Annotated in this window: 10 protein-coding genes and 1 pseudogene; 3 read left to right on the top strand and 8 right to left on the bottom strand. The window is 39.1% G+C overall.

All coding sequences use genetic code 11. From position 1 onward, the window contains the following. Nucleotides 1–127: 127 nt before the first annotated feature. Both ACFVS1_RS08805 and ACFVS1_RS08800 read right to left on the bottom strand, forming a co-directional pair. Entirely contained in the window at nt 128–1,009 is an 882-nt protein-coding gene (locus tag ACFVS1_RS08805) for a mechanosensitive ion channel family protein (protein ID WP_387546472.1), read from the bottom strand. Nucleotides 1,010–1,031: 22 nt separating this feature from the next. After that, entirely contained in the window at nt 1,032–1,424 is a 393-nt protein-coding gene (locus ACFVS1_RS08800; RefSeq protein ID WP_241591609.1) for a sporulation protein, read from the bottom strand. A 656-nt stretch (nt 1,425–2,080) separates the two neighbouring features. Between ACFVS1_RS08800 and ACFVS1_RS08795 the strand changes: the two genes are divergently transcribed. Continuing rightward, a complete protein-coding gene (locus tag ACFVS1_RS08795; protein WP_387546468.1) occupies nt 2,081–2,611 on the top strand; it encodes an IseA DL-endopeptidase inhibitor family protein in 531 nt (176 codons plus the stop codon). Nucleotides 2,612–2,765: 154 nt separating this feature from the next. On the opposite strand, the gene ACFVS1_RS08790 is transcribed toward ACFVS1_RS08795, so the two are convergent. The 4 genes and pseudogenes from ACFVS1_RS08790 to ACFVS1_RS08775 all read right to left on the bottom strand — a co-directional run bounded on the left by ACFVS1_RS08790 (nt 2,766) and on the right by ACFVS1_RS08775 (nt 6,717). Then, nucleotides 2,766–3,755 (bottom strand): HAAS signaling domain-containing protein, encoded by a 990-nt coding sequence (locus tag ACFVS1_RS08790; protein ID WP_387546465.1) that lies wholly within the window; start codon nt 3,753–3,755, stop codon nt 2,766–2,768. After that, a complete protein-coding gene (locus ACFVS1_RS08785; RefSeq protein WP_061463248.1) occupies nt 3,742–4,089 on the bottom strand; it encodes a PadR family transcriptional regulator in 348 nt (115 codons plus the stop codon). Before ACFVS1_RS08785 ends, ACFVS1_RS08790 begins: the two co-directional genes overlap by 14 nt. 160 nt (nt 4,090–4,249) lie before the next feature. Beyond that, nucleotides 4,250–5,567, bottom strand: a pseudogene (locus tag ACFVS1_RS08780) (GntP family permease). A 4-nt stretch (nt 5,568–5,571) separates the two neighbouring features. Then, nucleotides 5,572–6,717, bottom strand: a complete 1,146-nt coding sequence (locus tag ACFVS1_RS08775) for a glycerate kinase (protein WP_387546461.1) — start codon at nt 6,715–6,717, stop codon at nt 5,572–5,574. Between the two features lie 300 nt (nt 6,718–7,017). Here ACFVS1_RS08775 and ACFVS1_RS08770 point away from each other — a divergent pair, with 300 nt between their 5' ends. Both ACFVS1_RS08770 and ACFVS1_RS08765 read left to right on the top strand, forming a co-directional pair. Continuing rightward, nucleotides 7,018–8,112, top strand: a complete 1,095-nt coding sequence (locus ACFVS1_RS08770; RefSeq protein ID WP_387546458.1) for a CdaR family transcriptional regulator — start codon at nt 7,018–7,020, stop codon at nt 8,110–8,112. Nucleotides 8,113–8,258: 146 nt separating this feature from the next. After that, nucleotides 8,259–9,866 carry an FMN-binding glutamate synthase family protein gene (locus ACFVS1_RS08765; RefSeq protein ID WP_387546455.1) on the top strand — a complete coding sequence of 536 codons (1,608 nt, stop codon included), beginning with the start codon at nt 8,259–8,261 and terminating at the stop codon, nt 9,864–9,866. A 187-nt stretch (nt 9,867–10,053) separates the two neighbouring features. Here ACFVS1_RS08765 and ACFVS1_RS08760 read toward each other — a convergent pair whose 3' ends face one another. Together ACFVS1_RS08760 and ACFVS1_RS08755 are read right to left on the bottom strand one after the other, a co-directional pair. After that, complete coding sequence (locus tag ACFVS1_RS08760) at nt 10,054–10,992, bottom strand: MBL fold metallo-hydrolase (protein WP_387546452.1); 939 nt, start codon at nt 10,990–10,992, stop codon at nt 10,054–10,056. A gap of 234 nt (nt 10,993–11,226) precedes the next feature. Then, nucleotides 11,227–11,820: a branched-chain amino acid aminotransferase gene (locus ACFVS1_RS08755; RefSeq protein WP_387546449.1), complete on the bottom strand. Its 594-nt coding sequence runs from the start codon at nt 11,818–11,820 to the stop codon at nt 11,227–11,229. Between the last annotated feature and the right edge of the window lie 75 nt (nt 11,821–11,895).

Genomic DNA, 11,895 nt, shown 5'->3' with positions numbered 1-11,895 from the left:
CATTAAAAGAAGCGTTTAATATCCTCAAGTTCCCGAGCACTGTCACTAATTTCGGCCCTTTCTCACACTCACCATCATTAGTTCTTGATAATTCCTGGAATACCTCAGACAATTGTGTTTCTTCTTTTCAGTTCTCCAATATACGTTCTTGAATAGGATTGCCCTGTACAAGCAAATGGGAAGATGGCATTAGAATTTGATGCTCATGTAGAGCAGTCATCATTTCAAACCTCACACTCCTCGATGTTTCAAAGTAATCATCAGGTTTCACAAGTCCCACTACGCATAGTTCATATCCAACATATTTTAGATTCGGATTTAAATCAGTTATGCCTATGTATCTAAAATCCTCTTCAGGTGTACCATCCTCTAGCCTTAGAAGTGTTTCACCATACTTCTCATTACAGATTATGCATATATCCTCCAACAGCCGTTTTACCTTTTCTGGATTTTCTTGATAGCTTACAGTGATACGTTCAATGATTCGCATTCTCCCTTTATTAAAATTTTGTATTGTCCTGATTTCACTGTGAGAGATTGTCAGCAATTTTCCTGACCATTCCCTTATCTGCATGAACCGGATACCTATTTCTTCAATTGTCCCAGAACTTGTCCCATTAAATGTAACGAAATTCCCCACGCGGAATTCATTATCTGAAAGCCTTACAAATCCCAATAAGATATCCTTAAGCATTTGCTGAGCCGCAAATCCGATAACGACCCCTACAATCCCAGCTCCAGCCATGATTCCCTTTATGTCTATAAACTGTCCAATCAGATAAATGAGGAAAAGTCCTGCTATGCCGTATCTAAGAGCAGACCGGGTAACTCCCTGTATCGTTCTTTCAACTTCTTCCACAAAAAAATTAGATCTTTTAAAGAACCATTCAACCATTTTATTCAAAATATAATAAACGGCCAATAACAGTAACGCCAATATAAAAAGCCTCAATAATAAAAATTCCTGCAAATAATCCAAAGCCTGCTCTGTAAATTTCAAGACATTCATGTTCCCAACTCCAATTTCACTTTTATTCAGAATCAATTAAAATCCAGTCATCATCCTTGCCTATTATCCCTTTATCAAGGATAAGTCTTGTTTTAAGGCGGTAGGAAACCCCTCGTTTATAAGGCTCCTTCAATATAGGCAGACAAAAGTTAAAAGGAATTTCATTGCTTTCTCCTGAATTTATCTCCCTTGAAGACAAAATGGTGCTCGTTTTAAGGATTTCTTCCATTCCGGTAGAATGTGTATCCATAATCAAATCACATTCAATCCTCCTTATTCTTTGCGTAAGGGTACCACCCTTAATCAAGAAATACCCATTTATGCATTCACCAGATTTATACGTATTTTTCGGCAGGATTAAATCTATTTGTGCGGAACCTATCCCTAAAAGTAACAAAGATTTTCTCAGTATCAACTAATACACTCCATTTATATTTATTTGTTTTTCTACTAAAGCCACATGTTTATACATTTCCGTAAGGGTTACATGATCTGGACTACAAAAAAACCTTTACCATTTTGGTAAAGGTTTACTAAAAGAAAATAGACCTTTACCAATAGGTAAGGTCTGGCTAACAACAATATGCTGCCAACAACACCGAGAGCAAAGAGCTCCGTAATGACGACGTTGTTGTAAAAGCTACTCCCCTTTGGAGAATGTATTCAAGTATATAATTTATAATACGGTAGGATTGGAAAGTTTGTCAAACCTTTATTTTTTATTATTTTTAGGCGCTGCCCGGGAAATTCAAGATCATTGTACATATCTTGATATTAATGAAAATATAATGAATGAACTTGTCCCGTTATTAAAAAAGAATGAATTGCTGGGTTTTAAATAGGCCAGTTCGTGGAATATGAAGATAGTAGTGACATTCTATTCACTGCTCCGCTTTCAAAAAGAATATGAACAAACTATGTATATGTAATGGAAAACTAAAATTATATTTAAAAATTAACAAGATTTCTCTTTTACTTGCGCCAATCATGTTGTAATATAAATGTAACAATTGTAATATTTATTAAACTTTCGTTACATAAGTATCCTATTAGGGATTGGGGAGATTAATTATGAAAAAATTTTTAGGTGTGCTATTATCCGTTATTTTATTTTTCACTCTAAGTGGTCAGGTTACCGCAAAAACGACATCACAGAATTTGTCTGATGCAAATGCATTAAAGATAGCCGATAATGCCAGCAAGCATTTTTGGAATGCTTTACATGGTTATAAAACCCGTTCATGTTCACAAAAAACTTTCAATTATAAAGGAACAGAGTATTCATACCTTTGCCAAGAGTTTAATACAAAAGATAAATTGACAACCTACTTAGCAGAGACATTTACTAATAATGCAGTTGAAAAAGGGCTGACTAAATATAATTACATGATCCATAAAGGGAAATTAGCCCGTCCAGTCGGAGACGGTTTTAGCATGTTAGAGTGGAAAAAAGCAAAAATTAAATTGGTCTATCAAAAACAAAACGTTAGATCATACAATTTAACTGTACCTACAGTCGACGGTGAGTCAGTAAAAAGAACGGTTACCTTTTATAAGTCCGGATCCACTTGGAAAGTCAATCAGTTTGATGCAGTTCAATAAATACTGTTTTAAAATATAACGCCTCATATGTTGTATAGTTTGTTAAAAACTATATGACATATGAGGTGTTTTTCTGTTTTACCTTTTAACTTAAGAAATATTTTCACAATCACGGAACTTAAAAATCAAAAAAAAACAGCTAGGTTGCTGTTCCTTAACGGATTTTTGCCTTTCGGAAGCCTTGATAGGAATCATAGGCGGCAAAAAAGATTGTGATGATTATGAGACCCCAGTAAATCGAGGTTTTCCAATCATCGATTGAAAATAGTGTTTTTTGGTATGCGATGAATTCGGGGTTCAATAAATTTGGATTACTGATTATGATGATGAAGGTCAGTGTGGACAACAGCTGGTATATAGCATGGAATATAGCTAATTTCAGGGTCCATTGTCTTAAAAATAATTTATAAATCGCCAAGAACATCCCAATGATAACGACGCAAGATACCAGCAGCCAATAGGAATTCAATACATCTTGATTAAAAGAAGGCGTCACGAAAATGAGACTGCCATTTCTTTTTTCATAGACCCCTAAGAGGTTTGCTGCGTTGAAATACAGCGCTGCGAATACAGAAAGGCCTAACAAACTAGCAAAAACCTCGATCATTGGAACCGCCTTTATCTTTGAAATGTTCGGAATATCTTTTAGGTTTTCCGGTGTCCATGGCTTCAAGTCTTTTGTTAAAGGCGACTGGTCTTTTGAAGTATCCAATCGTTCCACAATGGCAAATGAAAGCGTTAACCAGAAAAACACTTGGATACTAGTACTGATGATGCCTGCAATCCCTTTCCCGATTATTTTTAAAATTGCGTCCACAACCGTATTTTCCGTATCCCGAAACGGATTATCCCCTATTAATGCGATCAGCGAAATGACTGCAGCGATTGGTAAAATCATTTTCAACAGACTGATATAAACATCATAATAACGCGGTCCAATCAGATGCATCGGCCGATCTCGATAACCACTTGCCAATGTAACCGGATCTCCTAATTTTAAAAGAACCGCTTTCACGTCTTGCTCCGTATGATTCTCCGGAAGCATATCTGCGATTGTAGATTGAAGCTCAAGCCCAATGTCCTCCCGGTTTTTTTCAGGCAGCCTGCGGGTCACTTCTTGAATATAAAGTTCAATCAGCTCCATCTTCTCCCTCTCCTTTTAATAATATATAAAGCTCTTGAGAAGTTTTTTCCCATTCTTCCTTTAACTGAATGAAGATCTCTCCCCCATAATCACTTAAAGAATAGTACTTGCGCGGTCTACTTTCAGAAGTATCCCAGCTGCTGGTCACCAATTCTTGTTTTTCCAGGCGGCGAAGCAAAGGATATAAAGTACTTTGATCAATGGTAATTCCCGACTTCTCTAAACGCTGGACAAGCGAGTACCCATACTGAGGGGTTTTGAGCTGACTCAGAACAGCTAACGTCAAAGTGCCTCTGCGCAGCTCAGTGGTTAATGAATTCAGTAAAGTGCTCATCCAATCACCTCTTCCCTATACTATGTGACGTACACCATACCTTATACTATGCATCATACACTATTTTAGTTCTTACAACACCATAAAAATGAAAATATACTCTATTTAGAGCATAAAAAAGAGAAGCGTTTCACGCCTCTCCGTTTTTCCATTATTAATATCATACGAGAATGACCCATAAAATCATCGTCGTGATAATCGTGACTACCCCTTGTATTAAGGTTGCCATCGTTTGAGCTTTATAGGCATCCGTCACTTTCATCCCGCTAAATTGGGTGACTACCCAGAAGAAGCTATCATTTACATGGCTTACAGTCATTGCACCTGCACCGACAGCCATGACTACCAGTGCAAGTGGAACGGCTCCTTCAATACCCAATGTTGGAAGCATGGGGGCAATCAAAGATGAAGTGATGACCAGGGATGCTGTGGAAGAACCCTGGGCTGTTTTCAACCCAGCAGCAATTAGGAACGGGACCAACAGGAACAAGGACCCGCTAAAGATGCTGCCCATATCCCAACTTTGGATGATATCTGCAATCCCCGTGTTTTTTATGACGGTACCAAATGCTCCGCCCGCACCGGTGATCAATAAAATGGGCGCGGCATCCAATAAGGCTGCTCCTATCCAGTTTGTCAATGTTTCTTCACAAGCAATGCGATGACCGGCTGGCCCAAGAATACGAAAAATGCGGCGGTACTGCCCTCTGTACCAAAGAGCGTTAATACAGAACTGGCTCCAATCAGGACAATCGGTAAAATGATCGGTAAAAATGGATTGAAAGGCAGAAGGCATCTTGCCGAATGAACGGACAATTTCATCATAATCGTAATCCAGGTCACCTCGGTCATCTTCAACATCTATCTTGGTCGCTATTTTCATGGACCATATCTAACCAGCAAGTGCAGCTAGAATGGCCGCAATAAGACCTATCAAAATGACGGTACCCAAATATCCGTCCGCTCCGATATTCCCGGCTGCCGCAATTGGCCCTGGAGTTGGAGGTACAAGTGTATGTGTCGTATACAAACCGGTTGCAAGTGCAACTGACATGGAAGCAACCGCTACTTTTGCGCGTCTTGCCAATGCTTTTCTTAAGCTCGATAAAATAACGAAACCTGAATCGCAAAAAACGGGTATGGATACGATAAAGCCAATCATGCTCATGGCAAGCTGCGGCCTTTTAGGACCGACAATCCTCAATACGACTTCGGCCATTCGCAATGCGGCCCCGGCCTTTTCCAAAATGGTTCCGATAATTGTACCGAAAACGATGACAAGTCCAATGCTCGTCATCAGTCCGCCAAAGCCGCCGTTAATATTCTCAACAATCTAATCCGGAGGGATCCAGAGGCATTCCAGAAGCAAAAACCACAAATAATGTGCCCAATAGAAGCGATAAGAACGGATGCAGCTTGAATTTAGTTGTCGCGAAAACAATTAAGAACACACCAATGGCCAAAACAATAAATAACATATGATTACCCCCTCTTATTGATCGCTGTCAAAAAAGTCCGCATTACTTGTTCTGCTGAAGCTTCCAACAATTCAGCTCCTCTTTCCATAGCTTCCTTCAAAGGCATAGGAGCGTTCACCAAACTATGAACACTAGTTATTCCATGATCATATAGAACTTCAATACCTGTTCCGATCGATCCAACCAAAACAAATACGGGAATACCTTGCTTTTTAGCTTCTTGTGCAACTCCCATTGGTGTTTTGCCTGAAGCAGTCTGGAAATCGATTTGGCCCTCACCGGTAAAGACACAATCGGCATCGGACAATTTTTCACCCAATTTCGTATACTCCATGACAATATCGATGCCCCTTTTTGATTCTGCACGGAAAAAGGCTTGAAATGCTCCACCAATTCCACCTGCAGCACCAGCACCTGCTTTATCATGCAAGTGTATGCCTGTTTTGCTTTCCACCAAATCAGCCCATGATGATAAAGCTTTATCAAGCATTTCAACCATGTCAGGAGTCGCCCCTTTTTGAGGTCCGAATACACTTGATGCCCCATCGGGACCGACTAACGGATTTTGGACATCAGAGGCAATCAAAAACTCGGAAGCTGCTATTCTGGAATCAAAATCATCCGTATTAATTTCTGATATCCGCAATAATTCGGCACCTCCGAATCCCAGCGGTTTACCCTCATCATCAAACACCCTCATGCCCAAAGCCTGAAGCATTCCAACACCGCCATCATTGGTAGCGCTTCCACCAATCGCTAAAATGAACTTTCGACAGCCCTCATTCAATGCTTTTTGAATAAGCTCCCCTGTCCCGTATGTAGTAGTGATCAATGGGTTCAACTCAGCTGGATCGACTAGGCATAGACCGGATGCACTGGCCATTTCAATCACACATGTTTTTTGATCACCCAAGATTGCATATGCTGCCTGAACATCTTCAAGTAAAGGTCCTTTAACGGTCACTTCAACTTTTCGCCCATTTGTAGCTGCAACTAGGCTATCCATCGTACCTTCCCCGCCATCCGCTGCAGGAACCAATACCGTCTTCGCACCCGGCAGCGCCTTCCTGACTCCTCGCTCGATTGCTTTGGAAGCTTCTGATGCTGACAAACTTCCTTTATAGGAATCTGGTGCTATAACGATTTTCATGGCCAGGGCCCCCTTTGAATATATTTTTATATAATTTAATTATAATCTTCGGAAATATTTTAATCATCGTTCATTCTAAACGAAAATTAGTATGAAATATTTGATTTTTTTGGCTATACTATATAGAAAAAATGATCTTCTGGAAAGTTTTCTGTTATTTTCCCATTTTCCTAAAGTATAAGATAGCTAAAGACTGAAACTATCGCCAATCCCCCTTTACATGAAAAATCCTAGCTTGTTTGCATGAAATATGATTACCATTCTGTTAGAAAATAAAATAACTCTAGAAGGATGACTTGAATGCTGACCCAAGAAATTGCAATGGAAATTGTCAAACAAACCACCAATAGACTTAACAAAAATATTAATATTATGGATGATAAAGGAACCATCATCGCTTCCGGAAATCATGAACGCATCGACCAATTGCATTTAGGAGCTATCGAAGTACTGAAAACGGGAAAGCCTTTAATCATTCACGAAAAGGATCGTAATCAATGGGTGGGTGTCCTTCCTGGGATTAATTTGCCTATTAATTTTCAAAATGTAATTATAGGCGTCATCGGGATCACCGGAGATCCGACTGAACTTTTGGAATTCGGTGAATTGGTGAAAATGATAACGGAAATGATGCTTCATCAAGCTTTTATGGCGGAACAACTCGAATGGAAACAACACTTGAAAGAATTGGTATTTGAAGACTTATTAAAGGAAGATATCAATCAGCATTCGATTGATCAGAGACTTGAACTGATTGGAATGAAATTAGAACCTCCCTATCAAGTGGGGGTGATGGAAATGAAATTAAATCCATTAAATAAGAATGAGCTGATTCAAATGACTGAAACTATTTTTGGAACCCAACAGGCCCTTGCTGGTTTCCTGAATGTGAATCGGGTTTTCATTCTCACTACGGCGCTAAGTGGAAATAACATTGACAAAAGACTGGATACAGCCATCAAGCAATTTAGAGCAAAAGGCTTTGTTATACGAATCGGTTTGGGCTCTATAGTGGATGAGGAATCATACATAGTCCACTCTTTCCGCGAAGCTGAAACGGCACTTTTACTAGGTGAAGCCAATCAAGCTTTAACCAGATATACTGATGTGGAAACAAAAGCTCTATTGGAAAGGATAGATGAGCGGACGAAACAACAATTTCAGGGAAGAATTCTAGGCAGCTTATCCGAAAAGTTGATTGAGACACTGCAACAATTTTTCCTTAGTAACTTAAATATCGGGGAATGTGCAAAAAGAATGTATATCCATCGTAATTCCCTTATATACCGATTAAAAAAAATCAAGCAAATTACCGGATATAATCCACAGGTGCTGCATGATGCCATAACTTTGCAGTTAGCCATTTGGGTAAGCCGATCGAAAAGGAGAAGTTAAAAGATATCGTGAGAACAATACTGCCTATTTACATTATTTCATTCCATCCCTATTAAGTTAAGCATTGCATTGGAATTCTGTATAATTGATCGAATTACCGAGTAGATTAAAAATACATGATTTTTTTGCATATCAGGAGGGATTGAATGAGTGGCATCGCAAATCTTTTAATTATCCTTGGATTTACCGTTATTTTCATCATTATCATCGTTTTAGTTGTACTATTAATTTATATGATTTTCTTTGATCGCATGCAGAAGCATCATGCAATATTAAGGAATTACCCGGTGCTTGGCAGGATTCGATACTTTCTGGAAAAAATCGGGCCTGAAATGCGGCAATATTGGTTTAACAGTGATAACGAGGGAAAGCCCTTTTCCCGCGATGACTATGAACATATGGTGAAAAGTTCAAAATATTTACGGGATGTCATAGGTTTTGGATCAAAACGGGATTTTGATGAGGAAGGCTTCTTTGTTAAAAATAGCATGTTTCCAAAATTGGCCGAAGAAGAAAAATACGATCGAGAAACAAAAGTGACAACTAAAAGATACATTCTAGTGAAAGACCCGCTTTTCTCACAGCGAGAAGAAAAATGGGGAGATGAAGTTTCCTCTGCGTTCTTATTGGATGATGAGGATGCCGTGATCATCGGACCAAACACCAAGAATCCCTTTCGATTAAAAGGGCTTATCGGTATGTCCGCCATGAGTTATGGTTCTTTAGGGAAGAACGCAATCTCTGCCCTTTCTGAAGGATTGGCTGCAGCAAAAGGCACATGGATGAATACAGGGGAAGGCGGACTTTCTCCTTATCATTTAATCGGCGGTGTGGATATAATCATGCAAATCGGTCCAGCCATGTTTGGTGTTCGTGATAGTACCGGCGAAATGGATTGGGATGAGTTAAAAAGAAAAAGTGAAATACCCGAAATCAAAGCATTTGAAATCAAATTGGCTCAGGGGGCCAAAACCCGCGGAGGGCATATCGATGCTGAAAAAGTGAATCCGGAAATCGCCGAGATCCGCAAAGTCGTTCCGTTCAAAGCGATCGATAGTCCGAATCGGTTTCATCAATTCAATGACGTAAAATCCATGTGCGATTTCATCGAAAAAATCAGGGAACATACAGGCATCCCCGTCGGCATCAAAATGGTCATCGGCGGGAATGACAGTGTGGAAGAGCTTGCTAGCTACATGAAAGAAACCGGGAAAGGTCCGGATTTCATTTCATTGGATGGCGGTGAAGGCGGCACGGGTGCTTCTTATCAGGAATTGATTGATAGCGTAGGATTACCGATAAAATCCGCTTTGCCAATTTTAGTTTCGACTTTGGAAAAATACGGTGTCCGCAATCGGGTTAAAATTATCGCCTCCGGCAAATTGTTCACACCTGATAGAATAGCGATAGCTCTAGCCATGGGAGCAGACCTTGTTAACATAGCTCGAGGTTTCATGATTGCGATAGGTTGTATCCAGACGATGAAATGTCAATCCAATGCTTGTCCTGTCGGGGTGGCAACGACTGATCCGGAACTGCAAAAGGCACTTGTCATTGATGAAAAGAAATATCGTGTGGTCAACTTTCTTGTTACCCTTAGAAAAGGATTATATCGTATCTCAGCCGCTGCTGGTTTGGATTCACCGATCCATTTTCAACCTAAGCACATTAGTTATAAGGACGATAAAGGAATTGTCACATCCCTTGAAGATATTATGGACGAAGTTAAGGGACAATTAGGAGCCGGACAATGAAAAACCACCGCCCAATTTTGATGGGCGGTGGTTTTTACTTTAACAATCAATGAAGCCGTTATAGGCCGCGAATATCCTCCTGACGCCACCTTCCCCATAGCGATAATAAACATAAGCTAAATGGCAATACAAGACGTTTTATGAGCTAGAATCACTTTCGATACGATATCATTTATCATTCAATTTCTCAAATGGATTGATAATACCATTTGCCATCACGTTTAAACTTTCTGCATTGGTCATTTAAATAAAGGTATTCTAGGTGTGCCAATGTTTCACCAACAGCAAACCTGGTCTCGTGAATGGATAGATTGCTAAATAAGATCTGGCAAGCACTATTTACTGAAATCGGCTCTTTCATGTTTTCATGAATAACATGCAACCGGTCCTGATGGTGATCCAACAATTCAACAATTCTTTTATTGGCATTTTGAAACGGTTTCCCATGTGAAGGGATGACATATTCAACGTCCAGCTTTTGTATTTTTTTCAAAGAATTAAAAAACTCTTGCAATGGGTTGCTGAAACCTTTAAACCAATAAGAAATATTTGGAGATATCCTAGGCAATATGTGGTCTGTCGAAAAAAGGACACTTTTTTCCTGATTGTATAAGGAAATCAGGCCATCGGAATGTCCCGGAGTGAAAATCACCTCATACTCATATTTGCCAAAATGCAGTTTCATTCCTTCTTCAAGATGATGATTTACGGTAGGGTAGGGTTTTACTTGTGGCATGAATCCGCTTTCGTCACTGGATAGAGCCAAGGATAAATCGTCTTCCATACCACATGCTTTATAATTTTCTGTAAGCAGATTCAGCGAAACCGCTTCCCAATACGTAGTTCCCGCATGTTCATCCACTTCTGTCATCCAAACATCCGCACCGGTTAGTTGTTGTAATGTCCCTGCATAACCGAAATGATCTGGATGGTAATGGGTGATGATAATATCGGTAATATCGTGTTTTTCGATAATTGGGTTCCATAAATCCCTTGTCGTTTTATTATTTAATCCCGTATCAATGATTGTCCACCCTTTTTCACCTTCCGCTAGGAAACAATGGACATGGTCCAACCTAAAAGGCAATGGAATGGTAACTTGAGTAACTTTCAGTTCCTTCAGCAAGTATAACTTCCCCTTCCGATGTAACTTCATTTACATAAAACAAAAAATCCAAATTGCTAAAAACAAAACATTTAAGTTTATTAAAGGTCTATCATTAATTAATTCGACGAATTCTTTCAAGTTCCTTTTATCAATATCCAGAGCCACCAATTAAAATCCAGAAGAAAGCCCAGGTGCATTGGTTAAATCAAGAACTAAAAAAACCGCCATTAAAATTTATGGCGGCACCCCGTTTTACATATCTTCCTCGATTGTTTGAACAAGGATAAAAAGAAAATGATAGATTAAATTAAAAGCTTCCTCTAATGTCATGTCTTCTCGGAATCCTTTTACGTTATCCAAGGCTACATTCACATCCCATAGCCCGTCGCCCTGGTTGAACATTAAACTGAACGAACCAATTTCTGCTTGAAGTTCCTTAGTTAAATACGTTTTTAAAACTTCTCCCATTTTTTTCTGGAATTTCAATCCGAACATCGCGTTATACGTACCAAAAACATCATCGACTTCTAAAGAAAGTGCCTCAACACCGATTAAATCGAACCATTGTGATTCAAAGTAAAGGAACTCGTCTTTATTATTTTTCAAATACTCGATCGGTTGGGATAAAAATGCAGAGCTCTCTTCAGAGATTAATTCTTCGCTCTCTTTATTACTGCGCTCCATATAAGCATCTGTAAATCGGGATTCATTTTCTTTTTCCGCTAAAATGATATCATCAGCGATTAATTTATGCTTCTCTACATAATCCTTTTCTTCTTTAAACAACTCAACCTTGTTTTCAATTACGGATTTTGATATGTATGATTCCATTTGTTTTTTTAGCATGATATGTCCTCCTAGTATCTTTTCAAGCTTTTGCAATATCCATCATAGCATATTCACTATAGATAAAATAACTTT

Source organism: Peribacillus sp. NPDC058075, assembly GCF_042885195.1.
GTDB lineage: Bacteria > Bacillota > Bacilli > Bacillales > DSM-1321 > Peribacillus.
The sequence above is the reverse complement of the archived record's forward strand: the minus strand, read 5'-3'. Positions and strand labels throughout refer to the sequence as shown.

What these genes read in the sequence shown, in the direction of transcription:
- ACFVS1_RS08805 (WP_387546472.1), bottom strand. Translation starts at nt 1,009, where the DNA reads ATGAATGTCTTGAAATTTACAGAGCAGGCTTTGGATTATTTGCAGGAA.
- ACFVS1_RS08795 (WP_387546468.1), top strand. Translation starts at nt 2,081, where the DNA reads ATGAAAAAATTTTTAGGTGTGCTATTATCCGTTATTTTATTTTTCACT.
- ACFVS1_RS08790 (WP_387546465.1), bottom strand. Translation starts at nt 3,755, where the DNA reads ATGGAGCTGATTGAACTTTATATTCAAGAAGTGACCCGCAGGCTGCCT.
- ACFVS1_RS08785 (WP_061463248.1), bottom strand. Translation starts at nt 4,089, where the DNA reads ATGAGCACTTTACTGAATTCATTAACCACTGAGCTGCGCAGAGGCACT.
- ACFVS1_RS08775 (WP_387546461.1), bottom strand. Translation starts at nt 6,717, where the DNA reads ATGAAAATCGTTATAGCACCAGATTCCTATAAAGGAAGTTTGTCAGCA.
- ACFVS1_RS08770 (WP_387546458.1), top strand. Translation starts at nt 7,018, where the DNA reads ATGCTGACCCAAGAAATTGCAATGGAAATTGTCAAACAAACCACCAAT.
- ACFVS1_RS08765 (WP_387546455.1), top strand. Translation starts at nt 8,259, where the DNA reads ATGAGTGGCATCGCAAATCTTTTAATTATCCTTGGATTTACCGTTATT.
- ACFVS1_RS08755 (WP_387546449.1), bottom strand. Translation starts at nt 11,820, where the DNA reads ATGCTAAAAAAACAAATGGAATCATACATATCAAAATCCGTAATTGAA.